The organism is Paenibacillus nuruki (assembly GCF_001721045.1).
Lineage (GTDB): Bacteria > Bacillota > Bacilli > Paenibacillales > Paenibacillaceae > Saccharibacillus > Saccharibacillus nuruki.
Genome location: NZ_MDER01000034.1, coordinates 139,897 through 157,925 on the forward strand (window position 1 = coordinate 139,897; position 18,029 = coordinate 157,925).

The following is an 18,029-nucleotide window of genomic DNA, read 5'->3' on the forward strand; positions in this document are numbered from 1 at the left end:
CAGGGAGAAAATGCCATTAGATTGAGAGCATTTTTACAGAAGCAGACTGTTGAAGTTCACTCTGGAGCAGCGTTCTGAAATATAAGTGAGCTGTATGATTAAGCTGATCTATAGATTAGGAATAGCCGGTGTAACGATCCGTTATCGTCGTTTCGAGCGAGAAGCTTATAATCTACATGTGATTGATTTAGAGGAGACTCTATATTGAGATACAGATTATAAATTTCTAACAAGGGTGGTACCACGGTCTTTTCGTCCCTTAAGGGGAGAGAAGGCCTTTTTTTGTTGTTTTAATAAGGTTTACACACTGCGTGATAGGAAGAAAGGGGCTTAACAACGATGAGCGAAATCGTCCAAATGCAAGAACATTTGCTTGCTTTGAAATCCGAAGCACTGGAAGTATTAGAAAAAGTAGCCACACCGAAAGAACTAGCAGATCTACGTGTTAAATACTCTGGTAAAAAAGGAGCTTTAACCGAAGTTTTACGTGGTATGGGTAAGCTTAGTGCTGAAGAACGTCCTGTTGTGGGTCAAGTGGCTAATGAAGTGCGTGAAGCGATCGAAGAAGTGATCAATCGCAAACAAGAAGAATTTGTACGTGCAGAGACCAACGAACGTCTTGCTGCTGAAAAAATCGATGTGACATTGCCTGGTCGTGGATTGCCACAAGGCGGTATCCATCCGATCAACAAAGTAATCGAACAAATGGAAGATATTTTCCTGGGCATGGGATACAGCGTAGCTGAAGGTCCTCAAGCAGAAAGTGATTATTATAACTTTGAAGCATTGAATTTGCCAAAAAATCATCCTGCTCGTGATATGCAAGATTCTTTCTATCTGACCGATGAATTGTTGATGCGTACCCATACTTCTCCTGTGCAGATTCGTGCGATGGAAGCGGCTAAAGGAAAAGCACCTTTGAAAGTGATTTGCCCGGGTGCTGTATATCGTCGTGATGATGACGATGCGACTCACTCTTTCCAATTTTTCCAAATCGAAGGATTGGTGATTGATAAAGGGATTCGTATGAGTGATCTTAAAGGAACATTACTTCAATTTGCTCGTGAAATGTTCGGAGAGTCTACTGAAATTCGTTTGCGTCCTAGCTTTTTCCCTTTCACAGAGCCTAGCGTAGAAGTTGACGTTACCTTTGTGAAAAAGAATGGTGAACGCATCTGGATCGAAGTGTTAGGTTGCGGTATGGTTCATCCTAAAGTGTTAGAAATGGGCGGTTTTGACCCTGAAGTATATAGTGGATTTGCATTTGGTATCGGTGTAGAACGGATAGCTATTCTAAAATACGGTATTGACGATATTCGTCATTTCTACAGTAACGATATGCGTTTCCTTAAACAATTCTCACGTATCTAATATAAAGGAGTGAATAGCAGTGAAAGTATCTACACAATGGCTGTCTCAATATGTTTCTTTGGATCAAGTCACTCCAGAAGAACTAGCAGAGCGCATTACACGTTCTGGAATCGAAATCGATAGCGTTGAATACCGTAATCAAGGGATTACAAACGTTGTTGTTGGTTATGTGAAAAGTAAAGAAAAGCATCCAGATGCAGACAAATTAAACGTCTGTGTAATTGATGCCGGACAAGGTGAAGACTTACAGATCGTATGTGGTGCTAAAAATATCGATGCTGGACAAAAAGTTCCAGTCGCTCTTGTAGGTGCTAAATTACCGGGCGGTATGGATATCAAAAAAGCCAAGTTGCGTGGCGTATTATCTCAAGGGATGATCTGTTCTGCCAAAGAACTAGGTATTAACGATAAATTGCTTCCTAAAGATCAACAAGAAGGTATTTTGGTTCTACCTGAACATACAGAAATCGGTACACCGATTGTAGAATTACTTGGCTTGGACGATGCTGTACTTGATTTCGATCTAACACCGAATCGTTCTGACTGCTTGAGTATGCTAGGTGCAGCTTATGAAGTAGGCGCTATTCTAGGTCGTGATGTACAATTGCCAGAATTGAATTTTGTAGAAGCTGGTGATGCAGCGGCAGATCATATTTCGGTAAACATTGAAGCGACAGAGCAATGTAGTCACTTCTCAGCTCGTTATATCAGCGGGATCACAGTTGGAGCTTCTCCACTATGGTTACAAAACCGTCTGATTGCAGCAGGGATTCGTCCGATTAGTAATATTGTCGATATTACCAACTTCGTGATGTTAGAATACGGACAACCTCTACATGCTTATGATGCAGACAAATTAAATCAAGGTGCAATTGAAGTACGGATGGCACGTGAAGGCGAAGTTCTTAACACATTAGATGATCAAGAACGTAAATTAGATGATCGTATGTTACTGATTACAAGTGGTGGACAGCCTGTAGGCCTTGCTGGCGTTATGGGTGGTGCTGATACAGAAGTGACAGCCTCTACTGTTAATATTTTGCTAGAATCTGCTAAGTTCGATGGTGGAACAATCCGCAAAACATCACGTCGTCTTGGGCTTCGTTCAGAAGCGAGTCAACGTTTTGAAAAAGAAGTCGATCCGTCTGCGATAGTACCAGCGCTTAATCGTGCAGCTGAATTGATCGTTCGTTATGGTCATGGATTGATTCACGAAGGTATTGTAGAAGAAGTGGTACAAGTAGCAGAAGAGAAAACACTTCAGTTATCTTTGAGCAAATTAAATCGTTATTTAGGTACAGAATTGTCTTTACTTGAAATTAAAACGATCTTCTCCCGTCTTCAATTCCCTTATGGCGATGTAGCACAAGACTTATTAGAAGTACGTGTTCCTACACGTCGTGGTGATATTGTACGCGATGTAGATTTAATCGAAGAAGTAGCTCGTTTATATGGATATGATAATATTCCAACGACTTCGATTGAAGGCACAACAACACCAGGAGCATTGACCAAGTCTCAACGCTTGCGTCGTACTGTGCGTCATTTGCTAACTCATGGTGGATATCAAGAAGCGATCACGTATTCGTTCACACATCCAGCCAAAAATGATCTGTTCCCGCAATTACGTGGAGAGCAACAACAAGTTGCCCTTGCGATGCCGATGAGTGAAGATCGTAGTGTGCTACGGAGTACGTTGATTCCGCAGTTGTTAGAAACAGCTTCATTTAACCGCAATCGTAAACAGGAAAATCTAGCTTTATTTGAAATCGGAAGTGCGTTCTTCAGTTCTGAGCAAGAATTGACTCGTCAACCGACAGAAGTTCCTTTGCTTGGATTGCTACTTACAGGTAGACGCCAACAAGCACAATGGAATACAGGTAACGAACGTGTCGATTTCTTTGATCTTAAAGGTGCACTCGAAAGTCTACTTCAATATCTAGGACTACAATCACTGATTACGTACAAAGCAGATCAACCACAAGGATTCCATCCAGGACGCTCTGCCTCTGTATATTTACAAGTAGGTAGTCAGCAACAATGGATTGGTGTGATTGGACAGATTCATCCTGATATTCAGCGCGAATCCGATCTTGAAGATACGTATGTCGCAGAGATTCAATTGGCTCCATTGTATGAAGAAGCCGATGAGAAAATCGTATACAGCGAATTGCCACGTTACCCTTCAGTACAACGTGATATTGCTGTTGTAATCAAGGAAGAAGTAGCCGCAGGAGAATTACTAGCTTCTATTCGTTTGACTGCGAAAGAATTGTTAGAAACGGTACAAGTCTTTGATGTGTACACAGGCGACCGTGTAGGCGAAGGTAAGAAGAGTGTAGCGATTGCTATCGTATATCGTCACGCTGAGCATACCTTAACAGATGAAGAAGTAACGGCTGTGCATGATCAAGTATTGACTGTATTATCTGAACAATTTGGTGCAGAACTACGTAAATAATACATTTTGCTCTATAATCATACTGCTTAGATTCCCTACTTAAATGACTCTGTTATTAAAGAATCATGTTTGTTAGGGACTATAGCAGGAATTGACAAGGGTCGCATCGAATAACAATCGATGTGGCTTTTTTGTCTACATCCAACTAGAATAAACAGAAGAAGTAAAGGAGGGCACGATTGTGACGACACCCGAACGCATTAGAGTAAACGTGGATATTTATGGAACAACTTATAAATTAGTTGGCACGAGTGCCGATTATATGAGACAAATTGCTCGTTATGTAGACGAGCATATGAACGATATATCGCAAGCCCATTCCCATTTAGATAAAGCCAAATTGGCTGTATTAGCAGCAGTACACATGGCAGAAGAATCAATTAATGCTCAAGTGAACCAATCCGAATTTGATCAAGCGATTGCAGAGCAACAGCGTTTAAATACAGAATTAGAGCAACTACAGACTGTACAAACGCAACAACAGGAATTAATACAGAAATTGCAACAGGAAAATAAACAACAAGTCAGTACTAATGAACAGTTGCAAAAGAGTATTAAAGAAACATCGGCTCAATTGGCACAGACTCAGCAAAAGCTGACGTCGACAGAAGGACAAAACAAACAATTACAACAACAAAACCAAGAACACAAATTAAATAATGAACAAATACAGCATAAATGGAAAATAGCAGAAGAAGCACTTCAAAAAGCATTGAAGTCGAATGTAGATCTAGAGCAGAATCTGCAACAAACAACAGAAAATTTACGCAGTGAAATTAACCTTTTGACTGAAAATGAAGAAGTTGCCAGTTTGCGAGTGATGGAGTTAGAAGAGCAAGTACAGCTTTTACAACAACAACATGATCGTATTCAACAAGATCATGCCGAACTGGAGGAAAATAATAACCGCACATTAACTGAATTAAAAGCGTTAGAAGAACAGCAACAGCTACTCACTAAAGAATTGTCTGAAGCGCAAGAAGAATCAGAGACATGGCGTGAATTGTCTGTACAACAAGAACAAGAGTTGCAGACTGTTCAGACAAATCTATCTACTTTGCAAGAGCAACAACAAGGATTAGAACAACAACTAAATACGTCTCAACAAGAATTGACACAGGTACAAGAGCAATTGAATACAGCGCAACAAGAAATAGAATCATCCAAAGAGGAATCGAATCGCTGGTATGAATTGGCGCAACAACAAGAGCAAGAAGTACAGAAAGTACAAGCCGAATTAACTCAAGTTCAAGAACAACGTCATACGTTAGAAGAACAAGCGAATGCTGCCAAAGAACAAATCTCTATTTTGCATCAACAATTAGCAGATGCCAAAAACGAAGTATCTGCAACCAAGCAAAGATTGGAAACGTGGCGTGAACTGTCCGGTCAACAAGAACAGGAAGTTGCACGTATTCAAGCCGAATTATCTGAAGCACAAGAACAGCAAGTAGTACTCGAAGAGCAGCGTTTGGTAATCGAAGAACAACTGGGTGAATTGGAAGAACAGAAGTCAGAACTGGATCAGCAGTTAACAGAACTACGACAAGAAAATACAACGATCCAAGAAGAAGTATCTACATGGCACGAATTATCTGAACAACAAGAACAAGAATTACAGACTGTTCAAGCCGAACTGGCACAGGTACAAGAGCAATATACAGCTCTGCAACAGCAGTACGATACTGTGCATGCAGAACATGAATCTTTACAAGCAACAAGTGAATTATTACGAACGGAGCATGAATCACTACAGAATCAAGCACAGACTTTACAAGAACAACAGACTCAGCTGAATGAACAATTATTTACACTTCAAGAAACATTAACACGGACACAAGAAGAAGCGCGTACATGGCGTGAATTATCGGGACAACAGGAACAAGAAGTGACTGATGTTCAAGCCGAATTAGCTCAAGTGCAAGAACAATATACAACATTACAACAACAGTCTGATCATATCCAGACCGAGCGTAATGATCTGGAAAATCAAGTGCATGTACTGGAAACAGAGCAGTCCGATCTACAGCAACAACTAGTAGAACTCCAAGAAACATTAACAGTAACGCAAGAAGAAGTTAGTACTTGGCATGAGTTATCTGCTCAACAAGAACAAGAAGTGACTCAAGTTCAAGCCGAACTAGCTCAGGTGCAAGAACAATATACAGCATTACAGCAACAGTCTAATCGTATCCAGACCGAACGTAATGATCTGGAAAATCAAGTGCATGTACTGGAAACAGAGCAATCGAATGTACAGCAACAACTAGCTGAACTACAAGCTACATTAACTACTGCACAAGAAGAAGCGACTACTTGGCGTGAATTATCGGATCAACAAGAACAAGAAGTAGCTCAAATGCAAATGGAATTATTAAATAGCCAAGAACAACGGGTATTGTTGCAACAGCAGTATGATGCTGTACAAGCAGAATATGAAGCTATGCAAGCGCAAGTGCACACATTAGAAGAACAGCAATCCGATCTCAGTCAACAATTAGTAGAGATCAAAGAAACATTAGCTGTTGCTCAAGAAGAAGCAGATACATGGCGTGAGCTATCTGGACAGCAAGAGCAAGAAGCCCAGCGGATTCAATCGGAATTAGTAGACACTCAAGAACAAGCGCGTACAGTAGAACAACAGAGAGTACAGTTAGAAGAGCAACATATCGCTCTGAATCAACAACTTCAGCAGACACAGCAAGAGTTGATCAGTGCACAAGAAGAAGCAGACACGTGGCGTGAACTGTCTAACCAGCAAGAGCAAGAAGTAGAGCAGGCTCAAGCCCAATCGTCTCAAGTTCGTGAGCAGGTTGAGCAGTTGGAAGAGCAGTTGCATGCACTGGAAGAACAACGTGCTCAACTGGAAACACAGCAATCGACACTGCATCAACAATTAGAAGGTATCCAACAACAGCTGACAACAGCCGAAGAAGAAGCGACAACATGGCGTGACCTTTCTACTCAACAAGAAGAGGAGGCTCATCGTCTTCAGGCTCAATTAACAGCGGCTCAAGCCGAGCGTGAGAATTTGGAAGAACAACTACGTGTGAATGAAGAGCAACGTCAGATGTTGGAATATCAATATCAGGACTTGGAAGAATTGCAATCGGAGCGTATTCATCAGTTGCAAGAATTACAGCAACAGAAATCGACGATTCAAGAAGAGATGGAAATGTGGCGTGAGCGTGTTAGTGAACAAGAAGATGAGCTGAATACAGTACAAGCACAATGGTCACAAGAACAGCAACATCATCAAGATGCACAAGCTCAAGTAGCAACATTGAATCAAGAATTGGTTTCTTTACAAGATAAGCTCGGGCAACAAGAGCATATTTTGCAAGAAGCGAATACCCATATCGATCAATGGAACAACCGATATACTCAACTGGAAGAAGATTATCGGACAGTGAGTCGTAATGAAGAAGGATATTTGGAAGAAATCGGGCGTTTAGAACAGCAAAGTCATCAGTTGCGTCAAGAGTTAAATGAATGGCAACAACGTATTCAGGAGACAGAACAAGTTCAACAACAGCAAGCCCAACAGATTTTACAGTTGGAACAACAAGAACGTGAATGGCTTGAACAGCAAGGACAACTGTCTACAGTAGAAGCGCAGAAGTCTGAAGAAATGCAAGAAATTTTGCAACAATATGAAGTGTCTTCACATCAATTGAGATTGGTTCATATTGAACTGGAAGATCAGCGTGAAGAGAAAGAACGTATTATCCGTGAACTTGAACAGCTTCGTGAACAGCATCATCGTTTGGAAATTGAGTACAATGAATGGATGGAATTGATCGAGCAGGATCAGAATTAGATAGCAAAATCCCTTTCTGCTTATCACTACGTATACTGGTGTAGTGAAACAGAAAGGGATTTTTTGGCTACTAAAATGAGTTCAGTCGATTAAGCTTCATCTACGATCAATTTGGCAACCATTGTGCTATGACCAGAACCACACATAATCGAGCAAGCAATATCGAATTGACCTGCTTCTTGTGGAGTGACGGTTGCTGTTGTATTTTGAGAATCAAGATCGACATTGAGAGCAGGAATCATCACGCCGTGATTACCTTGTACACTTTCAAAAACGATCTGTACAGGTTGCCCTTTTTTAACATGGTATTCTTTTTGATCAAATGCATAATTAGTCGCTTTGATCATCAATTGTTCTGTACCATCCGCAGGCGCTACGCCGGTCTCGGTGACACCGCTTTGTGGTGGATTAGTAGCAGACTCATTTTTTTGACCACAAGCAGATAAAAGAACCATAACAGCGATCATCATACTAACGATGATTAGTGTTCTTTTATAATGACTCATTTTGTGATTAGGGTTAGATGGTGTATACATGTATTATTCCTCCTATAGTGATATATGATGATAGTTGTTCGTAATATTCATAAATAGTATAACTCTGATCTACATAAAGAGTAACCGATATGGTCAAAATTTAAATCAAATATGGCTAAATAAAGAAATGATAAGTCTAATGTATCATTTGGTATTTAAGTATTTTGTGAATATTTGGTCTAGATGTATAATAAGAAGTAGTGCATTATATTATAAAGTAATTTGTTAGTTAGAGGAGTGTCATTACGTTGAACGAAAAAATATTCCATACCATGCAGTATGGTCAAATTTTGAATACATTGTCTTCACATGCAGCCACTTCGATCGGTAAACGTACAGCGCTGGCGTTGCAACCGGATACGGATTTGGAGCATGTTAAAAAATTACTTCAAACGACGGATGAAGCGACATTAGTAGATCGCCTCAAAGGAACACCGCCTTTTGGTGGAATCGTTGATATTAGTGCGGCGGTTAGTCGTGCACGTATAGGTGGAACACTGAATCCAAGTGAATTATTAGGCATTGCAAATACAATCATGGGTGGTAGACGTGCACGTCGCCATGTTGAGATGGTACATGAAGAAAATCCTGTACCGATGCTAGCTGATCTAGTAGAACTGATCTCCGATCAACGTCCACTGGAAAAAGCGATTCGTGCTTGTATCGATGATTCTGCTCATGTGATGGATTCTGCAAGCCCTGAACTTGCCGCAGTACGTCGTGAACTACGCTCAGGCGAAGTACGTATTCGGGAGAAGCTGGATAGTATGATTCGTTCTCAAAGTGTAGCCAAAATGTTGCAAGATCAATTAGTCACCATTCGTGGCGATCGCTTTGTCATTCCGGTCAAAGCGGAGTATCGTGCTCACTTTGGCGGTATCGTTCATGATCAGTCGGGTTCAGGAGCAACATTATTTATTGAGCCTGAAGCGATTGTAGCGATGAACAATAAGCTACGTGAAGCGAAGTTGCGTGAAGAACGTGAGATCGAAGTGATTTTGCAGAAACTCACTGCGCAAGTATCCGATCAAGTCGAATTGCTGAATTATGATATTGATATTTTGGCAGACCTTGATTTTATTTTTGCCAAAGCTAAATTAGCTCGTTCGATGGACGCTACAATGCCGAAGATGAATGACCGTGGATTTTTGAAATTAAAAAAAGCACGTCATCCATTGATTCCGCTTGCTCATGTGGTGCCTACGGATCTGGAACTGGGTAACGAACATACCAGTATTATTGTAACCGGGCCGAATACCGGTGGTAAAACAGTAACCTTAAAAACAGTCGGATTACTCAGTCTGATGGCGATGTCAGGTCTATTTATTCCAGCAGATGAAGGCAGTCAATTATGTGTGTTTGACGCAATCTATGCAGATATCGGTGATGAACAAAGTATCGAACAAAATCTGAGTACATTTTCAAGTCACATGACCAATATTATTTCAATTCTAGAACATATGACACCGAAAAGTCTGGTGCTATTTGATGAATTGGGAGCAGGAACCGATCCCGCAGAAGGTTCAGCATTGGCGATTGCGATTTTGGAACATATTCATTCTCAAGGTTGTCGTATGATTGCTACGACTCACTTTAGCGAATTGAAAGCTTATGCTTATGATCGCAAAGGCGTGATTAATGCGAGTATGGAATTCGATGTCAATACACTTAGCCCTACGTATCGCTTATTGATTGGTGTACCGGGACGTAGTAATGCATTTGCTATCGCTTCACGCTTAGGATTATCTGAAAAGATTCTCGATGTGGCTCGTGGTGAAGTGGGCGAAGAAGATCAACGTGTTGAAAATATGATCGCTTCTCTCGAAAGCAATCGTCTGAGTGCAGAAGAAGATCGCAATACAGCAGCAACGTTACGATCGGATATGGAGAAATTACGTGGTCGTTATGAGCGTGATCTTGCCAAATTAGAAGAACAACGGGACAAACGTCTGGAAAAAGCCGATGAAGAAGCACGTGAAATTATCGAAAAAGCACGCAAAGAAGCCGATGAAGTGATTCGCTCTTTACGTCAGCTTGCTCAAGAAGAAGGAGCAGCTGTGAAAGATCATAAGCTGATTGCAGCTCGTAAGCAATTGGATGATGCGACTCCAGGGCAACGTACGAAGAAGAAATCAACGTCTTCAACCGAAGCGAAAAAAGTAAAACCACTGGGTCCTGGCGATGATGTTATGGTCTATAGTCTGAATCAACGTGGACATATCGTAGAATTATCAGGTACCAAAGAAGCTGTCGTACAAATGGGTATTTTGAAAATGAAAGTAGCATTAAGTGATCTAGAATTAGTGCAGTCAGCCGCTACGATCAATGCACAGCCTCAGAAGAAAGCAACAACGATCAAACGGTCACGCGAAGATAATATGCGTTCTGAGCTAGACCTACGGGGTGCGAATGTAGAAGAAGGATTAATGGAAGTGGATCGTTTTCTAGATGAAGCTTTTTTGGCTAATCTAGGGCAAATCTATATCATCCATGGTAAAGGCACAGGCGTACTGAGAACAGGGATTCAAGATTTCTTACGTCGTCATAAGCATGTCAAAAGTTTCCGTACTGGTGAATATAACGAAGGCGGTAACGGCGTAACTGTAGCCGTATTGAAATAATCCGGCTGAAACCATTGCAGCATTCATGCGTAATGAATAGAAATGTCTGTAGATGATTTCAGTACCGGAAGGGGCTATGAGGTAGCGTGAAAGATTATATTGATCCGATGCTTGCACATCCGGTCGGGATGATGATCGGTTTTTTCTCGGTAGCTGTACTACAGCTTATCGTATTTTTATGGTGTTTCGAAATGGTCGCCAAATATAAGTGCTGGGATGAAATAAGACGCGGTAATTTAGCTGTCGCGATGGCAACAGGCGGTAAGATTTTTGGGATTTGTAATATTATGCGTTTTTCGATCGAAGCGCATAGTACAGTCTATGAAAGTCTTGGATGGTCTGTGATCGGTTTTCTTTTACTGCTAGCGGCTTACTTTATATTTGAATTTTTGACACCTGTATTTAAGATTGATGAAGAGATTGCAGCCGATAACAAAGCTGTTGGCTTAATCTCTATGATTATCTCTATATCCTTATCGTACGTGATAGGGGCAACTATTTTATAATAAGCTTGAACAGAAATATAAGCGATGAGAGGAATTACAACATGGATACAACAATATGTCCTTGGTGCGATAGTGAGATTGTATGGGACCCCGAATTTGGACCGGAAGAATTGTGCCCGCACTGTCATAATGAATTAAATGGTTATCGTACGCTTAATATTGCTTTAGATGAAGACGAAGATGAGGAATATGTTGAAGGCGGACAGAAGCCACCTGCTGAAGTTCGTAGAGCTCCTGTAGCCCCTGTTGCTCCGCAAGAAGAACAGCAACAATCGTTTGCATCACGTGCGACCAGTCTGTTAAATGATGCGGAGCTATTTACACAACCAAGTCTATCTTCACTCAAAACGATTGAGCAGTATGGTGATGAGAACTTTAATATGGTGCAATATGAAGAAAATGTAGAACAATTGCTCGATCAACAAGAAGAGATTCCACAATGTCCGCATTGTCAGGAATATATGTTGCTTGCAGGAACGCAAGAGATGGGCGGAACTGGATTTACTCCTTTGCCTGCAACAGCTAATAATGTTGCGATCTTACCTTCTACATTTAAAGTCAATGTATATGTCTGTCCAAGTTGCTTCCATGTTCATCAAAGTCTGTGCGAAGATGAGCGTGTAGCGATTATTGATAAAATTACCAATCTTAACGAACAATAAGCCATTCAAATGTTATATAAAAAGCTCTTATTCTCGACCCGATGATGGTTGAGGATAAGAGCTTTTTGCTATCAATTACACAACAATATCGTCAACTGTTGCAGGAGAAGGCTTGGTTGTACGTGTTAAGCCAAACAGTTCTAATTCAGGACGTTCGATTCCAGTGATTGTATCCGCTAGTAATTGGGCTGCAATAGCGCTATACACTGTTCCATTACCACCATATCCTTCTACAAAGTAACAGTGAGGATAATCTGGATGTCCACCGATATAAGGCAATCCATCACGGCTGGAACCAAATACAGCTGCCCAAGCATAATCGATTGACAACTCGCCTACATTTGGAAATAATGTCTGTACTTCTTCCAGTAATTTTTGCGATTGTTTTACCATTCGGACGTCACGCCATTCAGGATCAGTAAAAGGCTCATCCAATCCACCGACTACAATCCGATTATCCGCAGTGGTTCTCATATAAAGGTAAGGACGAGTCGTTTCCCAGACCATACTTTGTTCATGCCAACCTTCCCAGCTTTCTACAGGATTAGTCATAATCGCATAAGTGGTTTCTAGAAAAGCACCGCGTTCTTTTTTCATTTCTTGGGTCGCATAACCTGTTGCATAAATTACAGTACGAGCACGAATAGCAATATCGCCTGCATAACAGGTCACTCCTGTATCGTCTGCCACATGATTCGTAATTTCAACACCTTCATATAACTGTGCTCCATGGTTCATCGCATCTGCCATCAATGCATGGATAAAGCGATATGGATTTACTTCAGCGTCACCATGAGTGTACAATCCGCCAGCTTTTTGAAAAGAGAAACGCTTCGCAATTTCTTCTTCATTCCAGTATTCTGCTTCAAATCCAAAACGTTTTAGATTTTCATACTCTTCTTTGAGCGCAGGTACATCTTCTGGATTACTTGCATAATATAGACTACTGCGTGGGATTAATTGGGCATCGATCGGTAATGTTGGAGCAATATCGATCAGATATTCCATCGCTTGTTGGCACAGGCGGTAGAATAGTACACCATTTTGTTCACCAAATGTATTAATACAGGAAGTCATCATTTTATCATTCGTATATTGAAGTAAACCGGTATTGGCAACAGAGCTACCTTGACCGATTTTTGATTTTTCAACAAGTACTACATTGATACCTCGGTGTGCAAGTTCACGTGCTGATAAAGCTCCACCCATTCCGCCACCAATAATAAGTACATCACAGGAAATATTGTCATGTAACGCTTGATATTTCGGAGTTTCAGATTCAGGTAAAGTTTTGTCCCATGCGGTACGGTTAGTGTGCAGATCCATAATGTTTCGCTCCTCAAGGTATAATAATGTACTACCTATGCTGACTGTCTAAGTAATAAGATTAAGTAACCTGATTGTTATCCCCTTGAAGCAGTTCGCTCAGATAATCGTTTGACAGAAGTATAGAAGCAGGTCAGCAGCAGTCAATGATCAAATCAAAGGGTTGGCAGAAATGGGCGATTCATGTCATACTTATGATTAATCTTGCGCACTTGGAGGCTATTACGTTATGAAAGAATTGAGCGACCTTAAATTACAAATATTAGATTTGTTAAAAGAAGATGCAAGACGCACACCACAACTTCTTTCTACCTTACTTGGTGTCGATGAAGCAGAAGTGACTCAAGCGATTCGTGAATTAGAAGATGAGCATGTGATTGTGAAATACACATCTGTGGTGAACTGGAGTAAAGTCGATGATGAGAAAGTCACAGCATTAATCGAAGTACAGATTACACCGGAACGTGGTAGAGGATTTGAAGGAATAGCAGAACGCATTTATTTGTATCCACAAGTAAAATCGGTCTATTTAATGTCTGGCGCGTATGATCTTCTAGTTGAAGTCGAAGGAACCAATTTGAAAGAAGTAGCAAGCTTCGTTTCAGATCGTTTATCTCCTATTGAATCGGTATTGTCTACCAAAACTCACTTTATACTTAAAAAATATAAGCAGGATGGCATTATCTTCGAAGAACATGAAGATGACCGACGCCTGATCATTTCTCCATAAACGTAACCAATATCGTTATACCCATCTATATTAGATAAGAGTAGAAGAAATCGCGCTTAGATTATAAAGCGCTGAAGGAAGAGGATTGCCATGATTGTGAATAATGAACAACAGACCGGATCATCCAAGTCTATGACTTCTTACCTTTCTCCATTGGTTCAAGATATTAAGCCTTCCGGTATTCGGAAGTTTTTTGATCTGGTGAGTGCAAGTAAAGATATTATTACGTTAGGTGTAGGGGAACCTGATTTTATTACACCGTGGCATGTACGTGAAGCATGCGTCTATTCGTTAGAGCGTGGATATACACGTTATACGTCTAATGCCGGAATGCCTGAACTTCGTGAAGCTATTTCAGGTTATCTGGAAAATGAATTTAAAACCGCATACGATCCCAAAGACGAGATTCTGGTTACTGTCGGTGGTAGTGAAGCGATCGATTTAGCTCTTCGTGCATTGATTACACCGGGTGATGAGATTCTAATCCCTGAACCTTGTTATATCTCTTATTCACCGATTACAGCGATTGGTGGAGGTATCCCTGTTGGTATTGAGACCTTTGCTAAAGACAATTTCAAATTAACAGCGGAAGCACTTGAAGCACAGATTACGCCACGTTCCAAAATTTTGATTTTGTGCTATCCAAGTAATCCAACAGGTGCGATTATGACCTATGAAGATTGGTTGCCGATCGCTAAAGTGGTAGAAAAGCATGATCTGATAGTAATTTCAGATGAAATTTATGCTGAACTGACGTATGGCACCAAGCATGTTAGCTTTGCATCTGTACCGGGTATGCAAGAACGGACGATTTTGGTTAGTGGATTTTCCAAAGCTTTTGCGATGACCGGCTGGCGGATGGGTTATGCTTGCGGACATCGTGATTTGATTTCAGCGATGCTCAAAATTCACCAATACACAGTAATGTGTGCTCCTGTAATGGGACAAGTGGCAGCACTTGAAGCTTTAACAAATGGATTAGGTGAAAAAGATAAGATGGTCGAGTCGTATAATCGTCGTCGCCGTCTGATTGTCGATGGATTCCGGAGTATCGGTCTAGAATGTCATGAACCTCAAGGTGCTTTTTATGCTTTTCCAAGTATTCAGAATACAGGGCTGACTTCGGAAGAGTTCGCGCAACAGCTTCTGGTTGAGGGCAAAGTTGCAGCAGTTCCGGGCACTGTTTTTGGACTAGGTGGAGAAGGATTTATTCGCTGTTCTTATGCTACATCTGTCGCACAATTAAGTGAAGCATTGGAAAGAATAGGTTCCTTTGTAGCTAAAATAAAATAATTGTCACATAATCTTCTTTTTTCCTTGAATTAACAATTTTCCTGCTTTCATTTGCTCGATCCTATGATATAATGGGTCTTTGGAAGCAGGAAATCATGTCTCAAGGGAGGGGATTGTTTGTATTGTGCCGAATATAATTTGCCAGAATATCGCGGACATATTATTGCTGAGAATAATGAAGTATGGTCAACGTCCTCAGGAGAGTCCTCACAGATACTTTCCCTAGAGGATGAAATTTATGTACTTCGTACGCGAATGGAACAACTATTTCTGGAAGAACAATCGTTCACATCGGAGTTAGTGATTGAGATTAGTATGTTATTAGACTTGAAAATTAATGAATATATGCGCTCTCATCAAAAACGTTAATAACGTTTAGAGTTCTTTTTGCAAGTGACTGATGAATCCATCATATGAGAAGTGCTTACTATAATTAGGTATAGCCTAAATCAACAGGGGGTCCTTACAGAGGAGCTTCTTTTTTTACGTCAAATAGCTGTGGTATGATGGGATATAGTGAATTGAAGGAGGAACGTTCGGTGAAATTGTGTATAAAAGGATTACTGTTAAGCATGAGTATAGTATTTCTGCTGACCGCTTGTGGTGGAGATCAACCGAAAGATCCTAATCAAGTGACTGTCTTTATTATGGGCAGTGAAGGATTCTCGCAAGAGCTAGCAGAACAAGTCAAACAAGAGTTGCAAACCAAGCTAGGTAGCACGATGAAAGTAACTGTGAATACAACACCGATTTACTCCGCTGAAAAATTAACGCTAGAATATGTGGATCGTCAGGATGATATTATTATTTTGCCAGAGAACGATATGAAAGCTTATTCGGTTAATGGTGGACATGTAATGTTGGATAAAGATTTTGATTCCAAAAAGTATTCGCGTGGTGTAACGATGGGTAGCGTATCTGAAGAAGATGTAGATCAACAAGAAAAGCATCTATTCTCGATTCCTGTCGATCAAATGAGTATGTTCAAAAAAATCAAATATACACCGGATAATCTGTATGCAGCGATTCCTGTTTTTGCAGATTATAATAAATCTCTCAAAATCTTAAAAGCTATGACAGAATAATATCGCTTTATCATCGAGGGGAGGGCTACAAATGAATATTTATACACGCACAGGTGATGAAGGACAGACTTCAGTAATCGGTGGTAGAGTGAGTAAAGACGATGCTCGTGTCGAAGCTTATGGGACGATTGATGAACTCAATAGCTTTGTAGGTCAAGCACTGGCAATGGCAGAAGGAGAATCTTTTGCCGATGTACGAGAACAATTGTTAGCGATTCAGCATGAGTTGTTCGATTGTGGAGCTGATCTGGCTTTTGTAGCATTAGACGAAAGTAAATATAAAGTTCATGCGGAGTTAGTAGATCAACTGGAACAATGGATCGATCAATATGAGACTGAAAATCCTCCAATAGAGCGCTTTATTTTGCCTGGCGGACATCCATTAGCCGCTTCACTACATGTGTGCCGTACGGTATGTCGGCGTGCAGAGCGACGAGTGGTTACCTTAGGTGCAATAACAAATATTAATATAAATGTGCGTAAATACTTAAATCGACTGTCGGATTATTTTTTTGTGATTGCTCGTACCGCCAATGTACGTTCAGGCCTAACAGATATTGAATATATTCGCAGTCAAAAAGTATTTCGCCGTGATTGAGGGATTATTGTGATTAATGCTAAACACGAAACGAATGATTATTACGATCCAATACTGTATATTATACAACCGCAAGATGAAGGTATGATTCTTAAAAATATTATGCAAAAGCGGATGGGAATTTCACGTAAATTATTATCCCGTCTCAAAATGACGGATCAAGGTGTGATGCTCAATGGTCAGCATGTCTATGTTAGTACCAAAGTGCAGGCTGGCGATAAGTTAGAGATTCGGATGGAACGTGAACAATCCGATGATATTCTGCCACAAGTTCAGCAGATTGATGTGATCTATGAAGATCAGCATCTATTGATTGTGAACAAAAAAGCAGGCGTAATTGTGCATCCTACCAGTGGACATTATACCGATACGCTGGCAAATGGTGTTGTGCATTACTGGCAAGAACGTGGAGAGAAATTCCGTTTTCGTCCTGTGCATCGTTTAGATCAGGATACATCGGGTGTGCTGGCTATCGCTAAAAATCCATATGCACATCAACACATTTCCGAGCAAATGATCAATCATTCGGTGCAGAAAAGGTATCATGCATATGTGCATCATATTCCGACTGTATCGCAAGGCAGAATAGAAGGGGCAATAGATCGTGATCTGATCGAACCTTATATGCGTGTAGTCACTCCAGATGGATATGCCGCAGCCACTCGGTATCAAGTGCTAGAATCTTTTGCAGATCGAGATATAGCCTTGGTTGAATTGGAATTAGAAACGGGACGTACTCATCAGATTCGAGTACATATGAAGCATATTGGTTGTCCACTTGTAGGAGATCGGTTGTATGGTTATGCACGACCAGACAAGAACTTAGATGTATCTACATCGATATCGCAACTTGATCAACTGGCAGGGAGACAGGCATTACATGCGGTTGAATTAGGTTTTGTTCATCCTGTTACAGGCGAAGAGATGCTTTTTCAAGCTCCTTTACCAGAAGATTTGGCTAACCTGGATGCAGAATTACGAGGACTGGAAATTTAGTATAATATATATATAAATTTAATT

The 18,029-nt window shown here is 40.7% G+C and carries 14 protein-coding genes and 1 other annotated feature (1 of these 15 running past the window's edge); of the genes, 12 read left to right on the forward strand and 2 right to left on the reverse strand.

Features of this window, described 5'->3' with window-relative positions:
• Positions 1 to 263: a binding site (T-box leader), on the forward strand; it begins 40 nt to the left of the window's first position.
• Between the two features lie 94 nt (positions 264 to 357).
• The 3 genes from pheS to zapA all read left to right on the forward strand — a co-directional run bounded on the left by pheS (position 358) and on the right by zapA (position 7,652).
• Positions 358 to 1,371: a phenylalanine--tRNA ligase subunit alpha gene (gene pheS / locus PTI45_RS09255; protein ID WP_069327295.1), complete on the forward strand. Its 1,014-nt coding sequence runs from the start codon at positions 358 to 360 to the stop codon at positions 1,369 to 1,371.
• Positions 1,372 to 1,390: 19 nt separating this feature from the next.
• On the forward strand, positions 1,391 to 3,832 hold the full coding sequence (gene pheT, locus PTI45_RS09260) for a phenylalanine--tRNA ligase subunit beta (RefSeq protein ID WP_069327271.1): 2,442 nt from the start codon (positions 1,391 to 1,393) through the stop codon (positions 3,830 to 3,832).
• Positions 3,833 to 4,013: 181 nt separating this feature from the next.
• Positions 4,014 to 7,652 carry a cell division protein ZapA gene (gene zapA, locus PTI45_RS09265; RefSeq protein WP_069327272.1) on the forward strand — a complete coding sequence of 1,213 codons (3,639 nt, stop codon included), beginning with the start codon at positions 4,014 to 4,016 and terminating at the stop codon, positions 7,650 to 7,652.
• Between the two features lie 89 nt (positions 7,653 to 7,741).
• On the opposite strand, the gene PTI45_RS09270 is transcribed toward zapA, so the two are convergent.
• Positions 7,742 to 8,188: a cytochrome c oxidase subunit II gene (locus PTI45_RS09270; RefSeq protein WP_245703465.1), complete on the reverse strand. Its 447-nt coding sequence runs from the start codon at positions 8,186 to 8,188 to the stop codon at positions 7,742 to 7,744.
• 248 nt (positions 8,189 to 8,436) lie between these two features.
• Between PTI45_RS09270 and PTI45_RS09275 the strand changes: the two genes are divergently transcribed.
• From PTI45_RS09275 to PTI45_RS09285, 3 genes are all read left to right on the forward strand, one after another.
• Positions 8,437 to 10,809: an endonuclease MutS2 gene (locus PTI45_RS09275; protein WP_069327273.1), complete on the forward strand. Its 2,373-nt coding sequence runs from the start codon at positions 8,437 to 8,439 to the stop codon at positions 10,807 to 10,809.
• Positions 10,810 to 10,916: 107 nt separating this feature from the next.
• Positions 10,917 to 11,315, forward strand: coding sequence for a DUF350 domain-containing protein (locus PTI45_RS09280; protein WP_083243439.1), 399 nt, complete (start codon positions 10,917 to 10,919; stop codon positions 11,313 to 11,315).
• Between the two features lie 41 nt (positions 11,316 to 11,356).
• Positions 11,357 to 11,977, forward strand: coding sequence for a hypothetical protein (locus tag PTI45_RS09285; protein ID WP_069327275.1), 621 nt, complete (start codon positions 11,357 to 11,359; stop codon positions 11,975 to 11,977).
• Positions 11,978 to 12,052: 75 nt separating this feature from the next.
• Here PTI45_RS09285 and PTI45_RS09290 read toward each other — a convergent pair whose 3' ends face one another.
• Complete coding sequence (locus PTI45_RS09290) at positions 12,053 to 13,303, reverse strand: NAD(P)/FAD-dependent oxidoreductase (RefSeq protein ID WP_069327276.1); 1,251 nt, start codon at positions 13,301 to 13,303, stop codon at positions 12,053 to 12,055.
• Between the two features lie 229 nt (positions 13,304 to 13,532).
• Between PTI45_RS09290 and PTI45_RS09295 the strand changes: the two genes are divergently transcribed.
• The 6 genes from PTI45_RS09295 (at position 13,533) to PTI45_RS09320 (ending at position 18,005) form a co-directional block, all read left to right on the forward strand.
• Positions 13,533 to 14,033, forward strand: a complete 501-nt coding sequence (locus tag PTI45_RS09295) for an Lrp/AsnC family transcriptional regulator (protein ID WP_069327277.1) — start codon at positions 13,533 to 13,535, stop codon at positions 14,031 to 14,033.
• Between the two features lie 90 nt (positions 14,034 to 14,123).
• Positions 14,124 to 15,326: an aminotransferase class I/II-fold pyridoxal phosphate-dependent enzyme gene (locus tag PTI45_RS09300; protein ID WP_069327278.1), complete on the forward strand. Its 1,203-nt coding sequence runs from the start codon at positions 14,124 to 14,126 to the stop codon at positions 15,324 to 15,326.
• A 162-nt stretch (positions 15,327 to 15,488) separates the two neighbouring features.
• Positions 15,489 to 15,695, forward strand: a complete 207-nt coding sequence (locus PTI45_RS09305; protein WP_241669322.1) for an aspartyl-phosphate phosphatase Spo0E family protein — start codon at positions 15,489 to 15,491, stop codon at positions 15,693 to 15,695.
• Between the two features lie 170 nt (positions 15,696 to 15,865).
• Entirely contained in the window at positions 15,866 to 16,411 is a 546-nt protein-coding gene (locus PTI45_RS09310) for a hypothetical protein (RefSeq protein WP_083243437.1), read from the forward strand.
• 31 nt (positions 16,412 to 16,442) lie between these two features.
• On the forward strand, positions 16,443 to 17,009 hold the full coding sequence (locus tag PTI45_RS09315) for a cob(I)yrinic acid a,c-diamide adenosyltransferase (protein WP_069327280.1): 567 nt from the start codon (positions 16,443 to 16,445) through the stop codon (positions 17,007 to 17,009).
• 84 nt (positions 17,010 to 17,093) lie between these two features.
• The gene (locus PTI45_RS09320) at positions 17,094 to 18,005 is read left to right on the forward strand and encodes an RluA family pseudouridine synthase (protein ID WP_069327298.1); all 912 of its coding nucleotides are present in this window, start codon (positions 17,094 to 17,096) and stop codon (positions 18,003 to 18,005) included.
• The last annotated feature ends 24 nt before the right edge of the window (positions 18,006 to 18,029 follow it).

What these genes read in the sequence shown, in the direction of transcription:
- pheS (WP_069327295.1), top strand. Translation starts at nt 358, where the DNA reads ATGCAAGAACATTTGCTTGCTTTGAAATCCGAAGCACTGGAAGTATTA.
- PTI45_RS09270 (WP_245703465.1), bottom strand. Translation starts at nt 8,188, where the DNA reads ATGTATACACCATCTAACCCTAATCACAAAATGAGTCATTATAAAAGA.
- PTI45_RS09280 (WP_083243439.1), top strand. Translation starts at nt 10,917, where the DNA reads ATGCTTGCACATCCGGTCGGGATGATGATCGGTTTTTTCTCGGTAGCT.
- PTI45_RS09285 (WP_069327275.1), top strand. Translation starts at nt 11,357, where the DNA reads ATGGATACAACAATATGTCCTTGGTGCGATAGTGAGATTGTATGGGAC.
- PTI45_RS09290 (WP_069327276.1), bottom strand. Translation starts at nt 13,303, where the DNA reads ATGGATCTGCACACTAACCGTACCGCATGGGACAAAACTTTACCTGAA.
- PTI45_RS09295 (WP_069327277.1), top strand. Translation starts at nt 13,533, where the DNA reads ATGAAAGAATTGAGCGACCTTAAATTACAAATATTAGATTTGTTAAAA.
- PTI45_RS09300 (WP_069327278.1), top strand. Translation starts at nt 14,124, where the DNA reads ATGATTGTGAATAATGAACAACAGACCGGATCATCCAAGTCTATGACT.
- PTI45_RS09315 (WP_069327280.1), top strand. Translation starts at nt 16,443, where the DNA reads ATGAATATTTATACACGCACAGGTGATGAAGGACAGACTTCAGTAATC.
- PTI45_RS09320 (WP_069327298.1), top strand. Translation starts at nt 17,094, where the DNA reads ATGATTCTTAAAAATATTATGCAAAAGCGGATGGGAATTTCACGTAAA.